Annotated in this window: 16 protein-coding genes; 8 read left to right on the top strand and 8 right to left on the bottom strand. The window is 71.3% G+C overall.

Going from position 1 to position 16,260, the window contains the following annotated elements; all coding sequences use genetic code 11:
* Positions 1-747, top strand: coding sequence for an SRPBCC family protein (locus ACQPXB_RS24820; protein WP_432844609.1), 747 nt, complete (start codon positions 1-3; stop codon positions 745-747).
* 50 nt (positions 748-797) lie between these two features.
* Here the strand turns inward: ACQPXB_RS24820 and ACQPXB_RS24825 are convergent, their stop codons facing one another.
* The 4 genes from ACQPXB_RS24825 to ACQPXB_RS24840 all read right to left on the bottom strand — a co-directional run bounded on the left by ACQPXB_RS24825 (position 798) and on the right by ACQPXB_RS24840 (position 4,089).
* Positions 798-1,655 carry an SDR family NAD(P)-dependent oxidoreductase gene (locus tag ACQPXB_RS24825; RefSeq protein ID WP_432844610.1) on the bottom strand — a complete coding sequence of 286 codons (858 nt, stop codon included), beginning with the start codon at positions 1,653-1,655 and terminating at the stop codon, positions 798-800.
* A gap of 129 nt (positions 1,656-1,784) precedes the next feature.
* Positions 1,785-2,009 carry a DUF5703 family protein gene (locus ACQPXB_RS24830; RefSeq protein WP_285967049.1) on the bottom strand — a complete coding sequence of 75 codons (225 nt, stop codon included), beginning with the start codon at positions 2,007-2,009 and terminating at the stop codon, positions 1,785-1,787.
* Positions 2,006-3,022 carry a YncE family protein gene (locus tag ACQPXB_RS24835; RefSeq protein ID WP_432844611.1) on the bottom strand — a complete coding sequence of 339 codons (1,017 nt, stop codon included), beginning with the start codon at positions 3,020-3,022 and terminating at the stop codon, positions 2,006-2,008. Before ACQPXB_RS24835 ends, ACQPXB_RS24830 begins: the two co-directional genes overlap by 4 nt.
* 98 nt (positions 3,023-3,120) lie before the next feature.
* Positions 3,121-4,089 (bottom strand): aldo/keto reductase, encoded by a 969-nt coding sequence (locus ACQPXB_RS24840; RefSeq protein WP_366582096.1) that lies wholly within the window; start codon positions 4,087-4,089, stop codon positions 3,121-3,123.
* 123 nt (positions 4,090-4,212) lie between these two features.
* On the opposite strand from ACQPXB_RS24840, the gene ACQPXB_RS24845 reads away from it, so the two are divergent.
* Positions 4,213-5,256, top strand: coding sequence for an LLM class F420-dependent oxidoreductase (locus tag ACQPXB_RS24845; RefSeq protein ID WP_432844612.1), 1,044 nt, complete (start codon positions 4,213-4,215; stop codon positions 5,254-5,256).
* Complete coding sequence (locus ACQPXB_RS24850; RefSeq protein ID WP_432844613.1) at positions 5,256-6,098, top strand: undecaprenyl-diphosphate phosphatase; 843 nt, start codon at positions 5,256-5,258, stop codon at positions 6,096-6,098. The genes ACQPXB_RS24845 and ACQPXB_RS24850 overlap by 1 nt, the downstream gene beginning before the upstream one ends.
* A 174-nt stretch (positions 6,099-6,272) precedes the next feature.
* Here the strand turns inward: ACQPXB_RS24850 and ACQPXB_RS24855 are convergent, their stop codons facing one another.
* Positions 6,273-7,490 carry a glycosyltransferase family 4 protein gene (locus tag ACQPXB_RS24855; protein ID WP_432844614.1) on the bottom strand — a complete coding sequence of 406 codons (1,218 nt, stop codon included), beginning with the start codon at positions 7,488-7,490 and terminating at the stop codon, positions 6,273-6,275.
* A gap of 286 nt (positions 7,491-7,776) precedes the next feature.
* Between ACQPXB_RS24855 and ACQPXB_RS24860 the strand changes: the two genes are divergently transcribed.
* Complete coding sequence (locus ACQPXB_RS24860) at positions 7,777-8,484, top strand: histidine phosphatase family protein (protein ID WP_366590114.1); 708 nt, start codon at positions 7,777-7,779, stop codon at positions 8,482-8,484.
* A 109-nt stretch (positions 8,485-8,593) separates the two neighbouring features.
* Positions 8,594-10,645 (top strand): M3 family metallopeptidase, encoded by a 2,052-nt coding sequence (locus tag ACQPXB_RS24865; RefSeq protein ID WP_432856766.1) that lies wholly within the window; start codon positions 8,594-8,596, stop codon positions 10,643-10,645.
* Positions 10,646-10,744: 99 nt separating this feature from the next.
* On the opposite strand, the gene ACQPXB_RS24870 is transcribed toward ACQPXB_RS24865, so the two are convergent.
* Positions 10,745-11,269: a helix-turn-helix domain-containing protein gene (locus ACQPXB_RS24870; protein ID WP_386945600.1), complete on the bottom strand. Its 525-nt coding sequence runs from the start codon at positions 11,267-11,269 to the stop codon at positions 10,745-10,747.
* 81 nt (positions 11,270-11,350) lie between these two features.
* Here ACQPXB_RS24870 and ACQPXB_RS24875 point away from each other — a divergent pair, with 81 nt between their 5' ends.
* The 3 genes from ACQPXB_RS24875 (at position 11,351) to ACQPXB_RS24885 (ending at position 14,501) form a co-directional block, all read left to right on the top strand.
* Entirely contained in the window at positions 11,351-12,232 is an 882-nt protein-coding gene (locus tag ACQPXB_RS24875; RefSeq protein WP_432844615.1) for an alpha/beta fold hydrolase, read from the top strand.
* 129 nt (positions 12,233-12,361) lie between these two features.
* Positions 12,362-13,354: a zinc-binding dehydrogenase gene (locus ACQPXB_RS24880; protein WP_432844616.1), complete on the top strand. Its 993-nt coding sequence runs from the start codon at positions 12,362-12,364 to the stop codon at positions 13,352-13,354.
* Between the two features lie 112 nt (positions 13,355-13,466).
* Complete coding sequence (locus ACQPXB_RS24885; protein WP_432856769.1) at positions 13,467-14,501, top strand: RNA polymerase subunit sigma-70; 1,035 nt, start codon at positions 13,467-13,469, stop codon at positions 14,499-14,501.
* 119 nt (positions 14,502-14,620) lie between these two features.
* Here the strand turns inward: ACQPXB_RS24885 and ACQPXB_RS24890 are convergent, their stop codons facing one another.
* Positions 14,621-15,214 (bottom strand): AAA family ATPase, encoded by a 594-nt coding sequence (locus ACQPXB_RS24890; protein WP_432844617.1) that lies wholly within the window; start codon positions 15,212-15,214, stop codon positions 14,621-14,623.
* Position 15,215: 1 nt separating this feature from the next.
* Complete coding sequence (locus ACQPXB_RS24895; RefSeq protein ID WP_432844618.1) at positions 15,216-16,205, bottom strand: malate dehydrogenase; 990 nt, start codon at positions 16,203-16,205, stop codon at positions 15,216-15,218.
* Positions 16,206-16,260: the final 55 nt, after the last annotated feature.

Consider the following 16,260-nt stretch of genomic DNA (forward strand, 5'->3'; position numbering starts at 1 on the left):
GTGGCGGAGTTCAGCGGGAAAGAGTTCGAGCTGCCCGGGGCGGCCGAGGTGGTCGCGACCCCGGAGCAGATCTGGGCAGCGATCGCGACCGGGCCGGGCATCGACTCGTGGTACATGGGCCGCAACGAGGTCGAAGGCGGCCTCGGCGGCGTCGTGCGCGGCTCGTTCGCGGGCTACGAGCCGGAGATGGCGATCACCGCGTGGGACCCGCTGGAACGGCTCGTCTACGGCACCCAGACCGAGCCCGACGGGCGGCGGATCGCTTATGAGTTCCTGATCGAGGGCCGCGACGGCGGCAGCTCGGTCGTCCGCTGCGTCACCAGCGGCTTCCTGCCCGGCGACGACTGGGAGGACGAGTTCGAGGCGATGGCCGCGGGCGGCGCGCTGTTCTTCCGCAACCTCGCCGAGTACGTCACGTACTTCGCCGGCCGCACGGCCACCCCGGTCACGGTGTTCGGCCCGCCGGTGTCCGACTGGGACCGGCTGTGGGCGGCGCTCGGGAACCGGCTGGGACTGGCGGGCCGGCCCGAGGAGGGCGACCGCGTGCGCATCGATTTGGCGGGCCGGGCCGTCGAAGGCGTCGTCTACGCCGTGAACCCGCAGACGGTGGGCGTGCGCACGGCCGACGCGCTCTACTGCTTCCTGCAGGGCTTCCACGGCCCGCTCATCGCCTGCCACCACGTGTTCTCCGCCGAGGCGGGCGACGAGCAGAGCTGGCAGGAGTGGCTCGGGCGGCTCGCCGCCTGACCCGGACACCGGGCTCGCGCTGCCGGGGCCCGGTCAACCGGTTCGCGGGGTCACTGGGCTTCGGGCTTGAGCGCCGAAGCGATCCTGGCCCGCTGTGCCAGCAGCACCGAGTAGGGCTGGCCCAGGGAGTGCCCTCCGTCGACCTGCAGGTTGTGCCCGATCACGTAGCCCGATTCGTCGCTCGCCAGATAGACCGCGGCGGCGGCGACGTCGTCCGTCGTTCCCGCGCGCGGTGTCGGGCTGACCTCCTTGACCAGGGGAGTGATCTTTTCGCCCACCGTGGCCAGCACCTCGGGGGTCTCGGCTTCTTCGTCGCCGTACCCGGCGACCTTGGCGAAAATCCCGGTCGTGACCCCGCTGACGCTGATGGTGTTCACGCGGACTCCGTGCTGGCCCAGCTCGGCGGCCGCCCATTGGCTCAAGTGGTGGAGGCCGGCCTTGGACACGGAGTAGTCCAGGCCCGAGTTGGCGACCCGCGTTCCCGCGATGCTGCCGATGTTGATGATGCTGCCCGCGCCCTGCGCGCACATGTACCCGGCGGCGTATTTGATGCCGAGCAGCGGACCGCAGACGTTCACGTCGAACGCCCGCCGGAAATCGGCCAGGTCGACGTCGGTGACCGAGCTGATGGTGGCGGGTGCCCCCGCGTTGTTCACCAGCACGTCGATGCGGCCGAACCGGTCCGCGGTCGTGCGGACCAGGTCCTCGACCTCGGTGTCCACCGACACGTCGGCCCGGTGAAAACTGGCCGCCGGGCCCAGCCGTTCCGCGATCGCGAGACCGTTTTTCGTGCGCCGCCCGGAAAGGACGACCTGAGCGCCCTCGGCGACGAACCGGTGGGCGATGGCGGCCCCGATGCCGCTGGTGGCGCCGGTGACCACGGCGATTTTTCCGTCCAGCCTGTTCATGTTCACCCTCTTTGGCATGATTCGGCCGCCGGCCGAAGACCTGGTCGTACGCGAAGATCCACTGCGTACGCTAACGGGCCGGATCAGGGTGAAAAGGCGCGCGAAAATCTTGGTCTGGACTTATTGGTGTTACGTGGCGAGCCCGGGCAGGCGGTCGGCGGCCGTGCGCTTGCGCCGCAACCAGACCCGCCGGGTGCCGTCGGCGTAGAGCCGCACCGTGCGCAGCTCCCAGCCGGCGAACTCGGCGTGGATCGAGAGCTGGATCGCCGCCGCGCGCCGGGACACACCCGGGGGCAGGCGCAGGCGGCGGTACTCCCAATCCCCTTCGACCACCGCCTCGTCGACCGTCGTCATGGCTGGATCACCTGGGTCCCTTCTCCTGCGGCCGAGCCGACGAGCACTCGGCCGCTCCGGTCGTCGACGCTCACCGAGTTCGGCTGGCGCACGGTCGGGAATCGGTACTTCTCGGTGGGCTCGCCGCCGCGGACGTCGAAGCCCACCACTTGGTTCTGCCCGGTCAGGGTGACCCAGGCCAGGTTGCGCTGGTGGTCGTAGGCGATGCCGTAGATCCCGCCCGGCACCGGGTAGCGCTGCCGCAGGATCAGCGGGCCGACGGAGAACGCGAGCAGCGCGCCCGCTCGGGCGTCGGTGACCAGCACGCGCCCGTACGAGTCGCTGGTGGCGTTGGCCGCGCCGTCGCCGGCGCGCAGGCCTTCGCCCATCGTCCCGGCGTTCACGTCGACGCTGAACACGGCGGTGCGCAGGCGGTCGAGCACGACCACACCCTGCCCGGTGTCCACGACGTCGTCGGCGCTGTAGAGCTGGCCGGTGATGGTCTTGGTGACCGCGCCGCCGGCCAGGACCTCCACGGCCTTGCGGTCGCGGACGGCCACGATCGTGTCCGGCCCGTCGGCCACCCCGGCGGTGGGCTGGCCCGCCACCGGCTGCGTGGTCAGCCGTCCGCCGGGCAGTGTGATCTTCGCGAGCTCACCCTTGGTCGGGATGCTCGCGATCGCCTGGCCGTCGGACGTCGTCAGCGATTCGGCCGGGCCGGGCAGGGGCACGGTGACCCGGGGGGTGCTCAGCGAGTCGAGGTCGTAGACGAGCACCGACGGCGGCTGCGTGACCGCGACCGCGAGCGTGCGGGTCTTCTCGTCGGTCGCCATCGCCGACACGGCGGGCGTCGCCAGTACCTGACCCGCGGGCTTGGTCGTCACGGCGGGGGAGACCACCGGCTTCGCGGCCACGGGGTTCGCGACCACCTGCAGCGAGTCGGAGTTGTCCTGGCCCGAAGCCGAGCATGCCGAGAGCGCGAGGGCACCGACCAGCGGAATCGCGATCCGCGACGCGGCGGTGAGCCGACGCACCTTGAAGCCTCCTGCAGTTCCTCGGCGAGGTGTCCTCACCAGCATCCCCCACGATTCCCGTGCCGTCACGTGTGCGTCATCCAACAGACACCTGCGCCTCATTTCGGTCCCCGCTCGGGGTAGCCCACGTCGACGCAGCTCACGTCGTCGAGCGCGCTGCGGATCGCGGGCGGGAGCGTCAGCTCCTCCGCCGCCAGCGAACCGGTCAGCTGGCCGGTGTCGCGGGCGCCGACGACCGGCGCCACCACCCCCGGCCGGTCGCGCACCCAGGCCAGCGCGACGACCAGCGGCGAGGTGCCGAGCCCGTCGGCGGCGGTGGCCACGGCCTGCACGATCCGCGCCGCGCGGTCCGTGCGGTGGTGTTCCACGTACCCGGCGAACTCGCTGGACGCGCCGCGCGAGTCCGCGGGCGTGCCGGTGCGGTACTTGCCGGTCAGCACGCCGCGGCCCAGCGGCGCCCAGGGCAGCAGCCCGATGCCGTGGTGCAGCGCGGCGGGCGCGGCTTCGCGGTCGACCCCGCGCTCCAGGAGCGAGTACTCGTACTGGCAGGACACGATCGGCGCGACCGCGCTCGCGCGCGAGGCGGCCGTGGCCAGCTGCCAGCCCGCGTAGTTGGAGACGCCGACGTAGCGGACCTTTCCGCTGGTCACGGCGTACTCCAGGGCCGAGAGGGTCTCCTCGATCGGCACCCCGGCGTCCCACGCGTGCAGCTGCCACAGATCGAGGTGGTCGGTGCCGAGCCGGCGCAGCGAGCCGTCGAGCGCGTTCAGCAGCGCGCCCCGGGACGCCCCGCCGCCGAAGGGGCCTTCGGTGCGCCGCGCGACGGCCTTCGTGGCGACCACCACGTCGTCGCGGGGCACGAGATCGCCCAGCAGGCTGCCGAGCACGCGCTCGGCCTCGCCCTCGGCGTAGATGTCCGCGGTGTCCACGAGGGTGCCGCCGGCGTCGACGAACGCGACGAGCTGGCTGGCCGCCTCCTCGGCGTCGGTGTCGCCGCCCCACGTCATCGTGCCGAGCGCCAGGCGCGAGACCCGCAGTCCCGACCGGCCGAGCTGTCGCTTTTCCACGACCACCGAGCCTAGCCGTCGGCCCGGCCCGTACTTGACCAAGGTGACGCCGTGTCGCGACCGGCCACCCCGTCGGTGCACCCAGGGCACGGCGCGAGTCGTGCCCTCGGTACGTTTCCGGCCGTGCGAATGGGACTCAACCTCGGTTACTGGGGCACCGGGGACAACTCCGCGAACCTGGCGCTGGCCGGGAGAGCGGACGAACTCGGGTATTCGGTGGTGTGGGCGGCCGAGGCCTACGGCTCCGACGCCGTGACGATGCTCACCTGGATCGCCGCGCGGACCGAGCGGATCGACGTCGGCAGCGCCGTGCTGCAGATCCCGGCGCGGACGCCGGCGATGACCGGCATGACCGCCGCCACGCTCGACACGCTCTCGGGCGGCCGCTTCCGGCTCGGCCTGGGTGTCTCGGGCCCGCAGGTGTCGGAGGGCTGGCACGGCGTGCGGTTCGCCGACCCGGTGGGCCGCACCCGCGAGTACGTGGAGATCGTGCGGGCCGTGCAGTCGCGCCGCCGCGTGCGGTTCAGCGGCGAGCACTTCGAGCTGCCGCTGCCCGACGGGCCCGGGCTCGCACTGGGCCTGACCTTCCGGCCCGAACGCAAGCAGGTGCCGGTGTACCTCGCCGCGATCGGACCGAAGAACCTCGAGCTGACGGGCGAGATCGCCGACGGCTGGCTGCCGGTGTTCTTCTCGCCCGGGCACGCGGGCGAGCAGCTCGCGCACATCCGCGCCGGCGCCGAGGCCGCCGGGCGGTCGCTCGACGGGTTCGACATCGCCCCGTCCGTGCCACTCGTGGTCGGCGACGACTGGCGCGAGTGCGCCGACGCCGTCCGCGCCCACGCCGCGCTGTACGTGGGCGGGATGGGCAGCCGGAAGCAGAACTTCTACAACCGCCTCGCCGTGCGGATGGGGTTCGAGGCGGAGGCAGCCGAGGTGCAGGAGAAATACCTCGCGCGCGACTACGCGGGGGCTCAGGCGGCCGTGCCGCTGGAGTTCCTCGACGCGACCTCGCTGCTCGGTCCGCGGGAGCGGATCGCCGAGCGCATGGCGGAGTTCGCGAAGGCGGGCGTGACGACGTTGTCCGTGACTCCGTACGGGGAGTCCGCGGGATTCGAGGCGGCCCTGCGGACCGCCGTGGAAGCGATCGAACTGGCGGGAGTGGCCTGATGGGGTGGTTCGAAGCACTGGTGCTGGGGCTGGTGCAGGGACTCACGGAGTTCCTGCCCATCTCCTCCAGCGCGCACCTGCGGATCGTGGCCGCGCTCGTCGGCTGGGACGACCCGGGCGCGGCGTTCACCGCCGTGACGCAGATCGGCACCGAGCTCGCGGTGATCCTGTACTTCGGGAAGAAGATCGGCCGCATCCTGCAGGCCTGGTTCTTCTCGCTCTACCGCCGCAGCTGGCGCCACGACCCCGACGCACGGCTGGGCTGGCTGATCATCGTCGGCTCGATCCCCATCGTCGTGCTCGGCCTGCTGCTGCAGGACCAGATCGACGAGGCCTTCCGCGACCTGCGCATCACCGCGTCGACACTGATCGTCTTCGGCGTGATCCTGCTCATCGCCGACCGCGTCGGCTCACAGCGGCGCACCCTCGATCACCTCACCGTGCCGCACGGCTTCGGCTTCGGCTTCGCCCAGGCCCTGGCCCTGATCCCGGGCGTCTCGCGCTCCGGCGGCACCACCAGCGCCGGCCTGCTCATGGGCTACACCCGCGCCGACGCCGCGGAGTACTCGTTCCTGCTGGCCCTGCCGGCCGTGTTCGGCTCGGGCCTGTACAAGCTCACCGACATCGGCAAGAACGGCGAGACCGCCCAGTGGGGCCCCACGATCCTGGCGACGCTGGTGGCCTTCGGCGTCGGGTACGTGGTGATCGCGTGGCTGATGTCCTACATCAAGCGCAAGAGCTTCGTGCCGTTCGTGATCTACCGGATCGTGCTCGGCCTGCTGCTGTTCGGACTGATCATCGGCGGCGTGCTCGACCCGAACGCGGGACCGGTCGGAAGCTGAATCTTTGGCCTCGGCTTCGCCGAGGCGTGCGAGATCGCCGTGTTTTCTGCCCCGGCTCCGCCAGGGCGTGCGAGATCGCCGTTGAGCCGGCTTCTGGATCGGGCGGTGCGATCGGCCCCCGGCCGATCCGACCGCCCGATCCAGAAGCCGGCGCGATCTCGCGGTGTAGTGGCGTCAGTCCGCCGTGGCCAGGGTGACGTGGTTTTCGGGCGGATGCGTGCGCGGCGCGAGCTGGGCGCGTTCGTCGAGGACCTGGCGGTAGTGGGCGATCAGGCTGTCGCCGGCGGCTTCCCAGGTGTGGCGGAGGGCGAAGGACCGCGCGGCCGCGCCGAAGGTGGCGCGTTGCGCGGGCGACTCGACGAGGCGGCGCACGGCGTCACGCAGGGCGGTTTCGTCGAGCGGGGGTACGAGGAAGCCCGTCCGCCCGTGCTCGACGAGGTCGAGCGGGCCGCCGGCCGCGGGCGCGACCACCGGGAGGCCGCTGGCCATCGCCTCCTGGACGGTCAGGCCGAAGGTCTCGAACGGCCCGGTGTGCGCGAAGACGTCGAGTGACGCGTAGATGCGCGGGAGCTCGTCGCCGACGCGCATGCCCAGGAACGTCGCGTCGGGCAGCGCCGTCCTCAGTCGGGGACCGTTCGGGCCGTCGCCGACGACGACCACCCGCACCCCCGGCAGGCCGCAGACGCCGCGCAGCAGCTCGACGTGCTTGTCCGGCGCGAGGCGGCCGACGTACCCGACGAGGACCTCACCGTTCGGCGCGAGCCGGCGGCGCAGGTCCGGATCCCGGTGCCGCGGGTCGAAGCGCACGGCGTCGACGCCGTGGGGGAGCAGGTGGATGCGCGGGATGCCCTGCTCCTCCAGCGCCAGCTTCGACGCGCTGGAGGAGACGATCGTGCGATCGGCCGGCCGGTGGATCCCGCGCAGCCGGCGCCACACGTACTGCGAGCCGCCCGGCACCCGGGGCGCGTAGGACCGGCAGTAAGCGGCGACGTCGGTCTCGTACACCGCGACGATCGGCACCCGCCGCTTCAGCGCCGCCCGCACGGCGTGCGCGCCGAGCAGCAGCGGGCTCGACAGGTGCACGACATCAGGCCGGTGCGCGGCGATCGCGCGACCCACCACGCCGGTCGGCAGCGCCATTCGCACGTCCGGGTAACCCGGCCACGACAGCGCGGGCGCCCGGACCACCGGGGAACCCCCGCTCTCCGCGTCGTTGCCCGTCCGCAGCCCGGCCGGCGCGGTCGGCGCCACGACCAGCGGCGAATGACCACGCCGCACGAGGTGCTCCGCGGCCCGCGACGCGGTGTGCGCGACCCCGTTGACCTGCGGCGGGTACGACTCGGTCACGACGAGGACCCGCAACGAAGATCCCGCGCTCTGCGTGGACGTCATTCGGCTGATCCAAACCCATGACACCCACCGCACATCCCCGGGAACAACACCCGAACACGAGGTTCCCACCAGACAACGCTCTGAACCATCCGAGGTCGCCCCCACCGCGAGATCGCGCCGGCTTCCGGATGGGGCGGTGCGATCGGCCCCCGGCCGATCCGACCGCCCCATCCGGAATCCGGCTCAACGGCGATCTCGCACGCTTCGGCGGAGCCGGGGCAGAAAACACAGCGATCTCGCACGCCTCGGCGGAGCCGAGGCCGAAGACACAGTTACTGTTGCTTTCGTGAGTACGGTCATCTTGCTGCGGCACGGGAAGTCCACCGCGAACGGGTCCGGCGTCCTGGCGGGGCGCACGCCGAAGGTCGGTCTCGACGACACCGGCCGCACGCAGGCCGAGAAGCTGGTCGAGCGGCTGGCCGGCGTGCCGGTCGCCGAGCTGGTGGTGTCGCCGATGCTGCGGTGCAAGCAGACGGTGACGCCGCTGGCGACGGCGCTGGGTCTGGACAAAACCGTGGAGCCGCGCCTGTCCGAAGTGGACTACGGCGACTGGACCGGTCGTGAGCTGAAGACGCTGGTCAAGGAGCCGCTGTGGCGGGTGGTCCAGTCGCACCCGTCGGCGGCGGTGTTCCCCGGCGGTGAGGGCCTGGCCGCGATGCAGGCGCGCGCGGTGGCCGCGATCCGCGCCCACGACGCCCGCATCACCGCCGAGCACGGTGACCACGCGGTGTGGATCGCGTGCAGCCACGGCGATGTGATCAAGGCGGTGCTGGCCGACGCACTGGGCCAGCACCTCGACGCGTTCCAGCGCATCGTGGTGGACCCGGCGTCGGTGTCGGTGGTCCGCTACACCGAGACCCGGCCGTTCGTGCTGCGCGTGAACGAGAACGGCGGCGACCTCAAGGGCATCGTGCCCCCGCCGCCGAAGAAGAAGTCCCGCGGCAAGAAGGCGGGCGACAGCGACGCGGTGGTCGGGGGCAGCACCGGGCGCTGAGCCGGGTGGACACGCCCTCGGCGGAAAGCGGCTCGACCAGGGCCGCGAAACCCGTAGGGTGGGCGGGATCAGCGCGGGAAAGCACGTGAAGAACCAGGAGCACAACCCGATGATTTCGCCGGACAACCCGTTCGCCACCCCGAGTGAGCTGCCCTACGCCCTGCCGCCGTTCGACAAGATCAAGGTCGAGCACTACCGGCCCGCGTTCGAAGAGGGCCTGATCGCCCACGCCGCGGAGATCCGGGACATCGCCGAGAACCCGGCGGAGCCCACGTTCGAGAACACCATCGCCGCGCTGGAGCGGGCGGGGGAGCTGCTGGAGCGGGCGTCCGGCACGTTCTTCAACGTCTCCGGTTCCGACTCGACCGATGAGATCCAGGAGATCCAGGCGGAGCTGGCGCCGAAGCTGGCCGCGCACTCCGACGCGATCCACCTGGACCCGCAGCTGTTCGCGCGGATCAGCGCGCTGTACGAGCGCCGCGAGAGCCTCGGCCTCGACGCCGAGTCGCTGCGCCTGCTGGAGCGCCGCCACACCGACTTCAGCCGCGCTGGCGCCGGCCTGCCCGCGGCCGAGCAGGAGAAGCTGCGCAAGCTCAACGAGCAGCTCTCGACCCTGCAGACGAAGTTCCAGCAGAACCTGCTGCGCGACACCAACGAGCTCGCCGTGGTCCTCGACGACGTCGCCGACCTGGCCGGGCTCGACGAGGGCGCGATCGCCACCGCCGCCGAGGCGGCCGCGGCTCGCGGCGAAGCGGGCAAGTACGTCCTGAACCTCACGCTGCCGACCGCGCAGGCGGCCCTGGAGTCGCTGGAGAACCGCGCCGTGCGCGAGCGCGTCTTCACCGCGTCGGTCTCGCGGGGCAACCGCGGCAACGAGTACGACAACAACTCCGTCGCCGCCGAGGTCGTCCGCCTGCGGGCCGAGCGCGCGGCGCTGCTGGGCTACCCCGACCACGCGTCGTACGTGATCTCCGACGAGACGGCCAAGACCGCCGACGCGGCCTCGGGCCTGCTGGAACGGCTGGCGCCGGTCGCCGTGGCCAACGCCCGCGCGGAGGCCGCCGAGCTGCAGCAGCACCTCGAGGCCGACGTTCCCGGCGCGACGCTGAAGCCGTGGGACTGGGCGTTCTACGCCGAGAAGGTGCGCCGCGAGCGCTACGAGGTGGACACCGCGGCGCTGCGCCCGTACTTCGAGCTCAACCGCGTGCTCACCGACGGCGTGTTCTTCGCCGCTAACCGCCTGTACGGCCTGACCTTCACCGAACGCGACGACCTGCCCAAGTACCACCCGGAGGTGCGGACCTTCGAGGTCTTCGACGCCGACGGCAGCGGCATGGGCCTGTTCCTCGTGGACTACTACACGCGTGACTCCAAGCGCGGCGGCGCGTGGATGAACAACTTCGTGAGCCAGTCAGACCTGCTGGGGCGGAAGTCCGTGGTGGTCAACGTGCTCAACGTCGCGAAGCCGCCGGCGGGGGAGCCGACGCTGCTGACGCTCGACGAGGTCACCACCGTGTTCCACGAGTTCGGCCACGCCCTGCACGGGCTGCTCTCGGGCGTCGTCTACCCGACGTTCTCCGGCCCGAACGTGCCGCGTGACTTCGTGGAGTACCCGTCGCAGGTCAACGAGATGTGGATGCTGTGGCCGGAGGTGCTGGCCCACTACGCCAAGCACCACGTGACGGGGGAGCCGCTGCCCGCCGAGCAGGTCGCCAAGCTGGAAGCCGCGCAGCAGTACGGCGAGGGCTTCAAGACGACGGAGTACCTGGCCGCGTCGCTGCTCGACCTCGCCTGGCACCGCCTCGGTGTGGACGACCGCGTCGACGACGTCCAGCGCTTCGAGGCCGACGCGCTGGAGAAGGCCGGCGTGGCCCTGGAAAGCGTCCCGCCGCGCTACCGCACCACGTACTTCAACCACGTCTTCGGCGGCGGTTACAGCGCGGGCTACTACTCCTACATCTGGAGCGAGGTCCTCGACGCCGACACCGTGCAGTGGTTCCGCGAGAACGGCGGGCTGAAGCGCGAGAACGGCGACCACTTCCGCTCCACCCTGCTGGGCCGCGGGGGGAGCGTGGACCCGATGGAGGCGTTCGCGAACTTCCGCGGCCGTCAGCCGGAGATCCAGCCGCTGCTGGAGCGCCGGGGTCTCGCGGGAGCCTGATCGTTTTCGGGGTGGGGCCGATCGGGAACGGTCGGCCCCACTTTTGTCTCTTGTGGACTGTATAACGACCTATACAGCCGGGCATCGTTCCGGCCGTGGTCACTCCAAAGGGAACAAGATCGGGCTGATGAGGTGCTGACGCCGGCCGGCGGCGGGCTCGTTGTGCAGCCGGGGGAGGAGGACTTCACGGAGATCGGTGATCAGGTCGGCGAGCTCCTCGTGGCTCAGCCAGACGGAGTGCTGGCGGTAGCCCACCAGGTCCTCGGCCGGATCCGCGCCGGCGCGGCCCAGGTACGCGGTGAACTCGGCGATCAACGTCGTCATCGCGGTCGCGAACACCTTGCGGTGGTCGTCGAGCGTCGCCGAGGCTGCCGTGTCCGCGTCGACCACCGCGCGGTCACGGCGCAGCCGGTAGCTGCGCTCGACGGCGCCGCGGACGCGTTGTTCCTCGGCCACTTCGAGGATTCCGGCTTCGGCGAGCAGGCCGACGTGGCGGTACAGGGTCGCCTTCGACACGTCGTGGATGCGCTCGGCCAGCTCGGTGGTGGTGAGGGGGCGCCCGCCGGAGAGGGCGTGCACCACGCGCAGCCGCACCGGGTGCACCAGGAGTTCGAGATCGTCCACGCCGTTATGTTCGCACATCTGCTACCGTTCTCAATGTTGAGAACGGTGGGCTGCTGGGGGCCCGTGACGGGAGGTTCGGCGATGAAGGTCGATGGGGCACCACTGGGCGAGCACTACGAGATCGCCGGGCGCCGGCTGCTGCTGCACCGCTCCGGTGCGGGCGGCCCCGCGGTGGTGTTCTTGCCCGGCGCGGGCTTGATGGCGTACGATTTCCTGAACGTCCAGCAGCGCGTCGCGGAGTTCACCACGAGCGTGGTGTACGACCGGGCCGGCACGGGCTGGAGCGCCACAGCCGAGCTGCCGCGCACGCCGGACGAGGTGACGGACGAGCTGCGGGCCTTGCTGGCGGCCACGGACGTGCCGGGACCGTACGTGCTGGCCGGGCATTCGCTCGGGGCGCTGTACGCCCGCCGCTACGCGCAGCGCTTCCCCGAGGAGGTCACCGGCTTGGTGTTCCTCGATCCGGGCCACGAGGACATCCTGGAGTTCCTGCCGGCGGAGGCCGCGGAGCTGAACGAGAGCCTCAAGCCCGACCCCACCACCCTGCCTGAACCGACGATCGAGCAGCTGGCCGCCTCTCGCGACGCCCTGCTGGCGCTCTACGCCGCCTGGCCTGACGACGTCCGTGAAGCGTTGGTGGACAAGCACCTCACGGAGTGGCGTACGGCGGTCCTGGAGACGCAGAACTTCGAAACCACGGTGTACGACCAGGTTCGCGCCGGGGGAGGGCTGCCGGACGTCCCGCTCGTCGTGCTGAGCGCACTGGGCGCCAACCCGTACTGGGCGCAGTTCGCGTCGCCGGAGCTGATGAGGGAGATGCTCGCGGGGATCAAGGCACTGCACGCGTCGATCGCCGCTTCGGTTCCGCGAGGTGAGCACCGCGTCCTCGACGGTGCGGCCCACCAGACGATGCACCTGGACCACGAGGACGCGGTCGTGGAGGCGATCCGCTCGGTCTTCTGAGGACGACCGGGGCGGATGGCACCCGGCCGACTGCCGATTCCTTTCGGCTCGGCGCGAGGTCTCCCTCTTCGACGGTGCGGCTCGCCCCGAGCTCGCCGGGTTCGGCAAGCCGGAAGAGAGCTGATCGCCGTGAGCATTCCCGCCACCATGCGCGCCCTTGAGCAGACGTCGCTCGAGGGACCGCGAGACCTGCGACTGATCACCGACGCACCGGTACCGGCTCCCGGGCGGGGTGAAGTGCTGATCAGGGTCCGGGCCGCCGGGGTCAATTTCGCCGACCTCTCGCAAGCCCGCGGGCTGTTCCGAGGCGGCCCACAGCCGCCGTACCTGGCGGGTTTCGAAGCCTCGGGCGAAGTGGTCGCGCTGGGCCCGGACGTCACCGGCCTCGAGCCGGGGAATCCGGTCGTCGGTGTCGGCTCCGGTGCGTTCGCCGAGTATGCGCTGCTGCCGGCGGCCGCGGCGCTGCCGGTGCCGGCCGGCTGGTCGGCCGAGCAGGTACTCGGCCTGGTCGTGAACCGTCCGGCCGCGCTCGCCGCGCTCAAGCCGCTGGGCAGGCTGACCTCGGGGGAGACGGTGGTGGTCCGCGCCGCGGCGGGCGCGACCGGCCAGGCCGCGGTGCGGATGGCCAAGCACTACGGCGCGACGGTCATCGCGACCGCGTCCCCGGCCAAGCACGAGATCGTGCGGGCACTCGGTGCTGATCACGTCCTGGACTCCCGGGACGCCGATCTCGCCGCCGAAGTCCGGCGGCTGACCGATGGCGCCGGTGCTGATCTGGTGCTGGAGTCGGCCGGCGGTGCCGGCTTCGCGGCCGCCCTGGCCTCGGCCAAACCGGTCACCGGCCGGGTTGTCGTCTACGGCTTGGCCGGCGGCCAGGCCGCGATCACCAACTGGGACCTCGTCTACCGTCACCAGGTCCACGTCGTCGGGCTCAATCTCGGGGTACTGAGCCAGGCGGCTCCCCGGATCTTCGGAGAGGTCATGGGCGAGCTGTCGGTGCTTGTCGCCGCCGGTGTCCTTCCGCCCGAACGACCGGTCGTCCACGACCTGGCCGACGGCCCGCACGCCCTCGCCGCACTGGAGTCGAGGGTGACCGTCGGCAAGCTCGCCCTGCGCCCGTGACTCCGGGCTGACCTGCGGTTCGATTCCTTCGGGCCGCGTCCGGGGTCATAGTGGGCGACGGTCCCGATCCGCGGGATCGGTCCGGACGAGGAGCAGGCATGGTCACCAGGCGATCCACGGTCAACCGCGCGCCGCGACCCGGGCTCGCCGCGTGACGGCCCAGGCGCGGGAACCGGCGGACCGGTTCGCCGCCGAAACCGAGCCGTTCCGCCGGGAGCTGCTGGCGCACTGCTACCGGATGGCCGGCTCGGCGCACGACGCCGAGGACCTGGTGCAGGAAACGTACCTGCGCGCCTGGCGGTCCTACGCCGGGTTCGAGGGCCGTGCGCCGATCCGGTCCTGGCTCTACAAGATCGCCACCAACGTCTGCCTGACCTCGGTGCAGCAGCGCAAGATCCGGATGCTGCCCTCGGGCCTGGGCGGTCCCCAGGACCGATCCGAACGGCCGGCCGACCCTGGTGCGCCGGGTGAGGTCTCGTGGCTGGAGCCGTGGCCGGACCGGTGGACAGCCCTGGCCGACGACGATCCGGCCACGTCGGTCGTCGCGCGCGAGTCGGTGCGCCTGGCGCTCATCGCGAGCCTTCAGCACCTGCCCGCCCGCCAGCGCGCGATCCTCATCCTGCGTGACGTGCTGGCGTTCTCCGCGGCCGAAACCGCGCAGCTGCTCGGGACCACCACCGCTGCCGTGAAGAGCGGACTGCAGCGGGCCCGCGCGCGGCTCGGTGAGCTCGAACCACGGCCGGAGCGGTTGCTCGAACCGGCCGACCCGCGGGCGCGGGCCCTGCTCGACGGTTACATCACGGCCTTCGAACGCTCGGATGCCGGTCTCCTGCAACAGGTCCTGCGCACGGACGCGACGCTGGAGGCGACCCCGTTCCGAGAGTGGCAGGCCGGGCTGGTCAACTGCATCCGCATGCTCGCCGCGGACGTGCTGGGCGCGCCGGGGGACTGGCGAATGGTCCCCACCACAGCGAACGGCCAGCCTGCCGCGGTCGAGTACCGCCGAGACGAAGCCGGCGTGTTCCGGGGGATCGGCATCGTGGTCCTGGCTCCGACCGCCACCGGGGTCGCCCGAGTCGTGGCGTTCCACGACGAAGCCCTGGTCACCCTGTTCGGCTTTCCCGAATCACTCACGGACGGATCCTGACCGACCGTGCCCAGCTCCCTGTAGGCAGTCAATTCAGAAATGTATAACGACCTATACGGCGGGCCGGATGGCGAAAATCATCCTCACCTCGAGCGCTTCGCCGTACCACCAAAAATACGCTAAAGACTGGAAAGGATCTCGACCACGGCATCGTAGGTCTGTTCCACGCCAAGGGTTTCCGTGTCGACCACCGTGCACTTCGGACGTTGCCGCAGGTACGCGGCGAGATGGTCGTGGACGCGGTCAACCAGCTCGAGCCCACCGGCGCGGGTGATGATCTCGTCGATGTCGCGGGCCGGCCCGGTGTCGCTGGAGCGGGAGGAATAGCGGTCGAACGCGTGGGGCTTCGCCGCCGTCAGCGCGATCTCGACGTACGGCACTCCTGCGGCGCGGGCGGCGGCCTCGAACCCGGCGACCTCTTTCAGGTGCGTCGCCAGCTGGGGCATCACGACGGAGAACCCGGACCGCAGATGGGTTTCCGCCATGGCGACGGCCAGCCGGCGGGCCACGGGCAGGGTGGCGAAGAAGTCGTCGCGCCAGCCGCCGATGAGGGAGACGACGTGGTCGGTGTCGAGGTCGAGCACGCCGGGGTGGCGGTCGGCGTAGAGCCGCGCGACGGTGGACTTCCCGATGCCCGACGGACCGTTGAGGTGAATGAGGCGAGGGCCGCCCCGGACGGATCCGGGGCGGCCCTCAGAAGAAGCGGTGCTCAACTCAGATGAGGCCGAGCTTCTGCACGGCGTCGCGCTCCTCGGCGAGCTCGCCGACGGTGGCGTCGATGCGGGCGCGGGAGAAGTTGTCGATCTCGAGGCCCTGGACGATCTCGTACTTGCCGTCCTTGGCGGTGACCGGGAAGGACGAGATGAGGCCCTCGGGCACGCCGTAGGAGCCGTCGGAGATGACCGCGGCGGAGGTCCAGTCGCCTTCGTCGGTGCCGTTGACCCAGGTGTAGACGTGGTCGATGGCGGCCGACGCGGCGGAGGCGGCGGAGGAGAGGCCGCGGGCCTCGATGATGGCGGCGCCGCGCTTGGCGACGGTGGGGATGAAGGTCTCTTCGACCCACTTCTGGTCGTTGACGGCCTCGGCGAGGTTCTTGCCGCCGACGGTGCCGTGGGTGATCATCGGGTACTGCGTGGCCGAGTGGTTGCCCCAGATGGCCAGGCGCTTGATGTCCGAGACCGGGACGTCGAGCTTCTTCGACAGCTGCGCGAGGGCGCGGTTGTGGTCGAGGCGGGTCATCGCGGTGAAGCGGTCGGCCGGGACGTCGGGCGCGTGGGACTTGGCGATGAGGGCGTTGGTGTTGGCCGGGTTGCCCACCACGAGGACGCGGATGTCGTCGGCCGCGCCGGCGTTGATGGCTTCGCCCTGGGGCTTGAAGATGCCGCCGTTGGCCTCGAGCAGGTCGCCGCGCTCCATGCCCTTGGTGCGGGGGCGGGCGCCGACGAGCAGGGCGATGTTGGTGCCGGAGAACGCCTGCTTGGGGTCGTCGAAGATGTCGATCCCGGACAGGAGCGGGAAGGCGCCGTCGTCGAGCTCCATCGCGGTGCCCTCAGCCGCCTTGACCGCCTGCGGGATCTCGAGGAGCCGCAGCTTCACCGGGGTGTCCGGGCCGAGGAGCTGACCGGACGCGATGCGGAAGAGCAGCGCGTAGCCGATCTGGCCGGCCGCACCGGTGACGGTGACGTTGACAGGGGCTTGGGTCATAGCGGGTTCTCCAGCTTGAGACGACTTTGGCTAGTACCGCGACTCTAGTACTCGC

Origin of the sequence: Amycolatopsis sp. CA-161197, assembly GCF_050942255.1 — a bacterium.
Lineage (GTDB): Bacteria > Actinomycetota > Actinomycetes > Mycobacteriales > Pseudonocardiaceae > Amycolatopsis.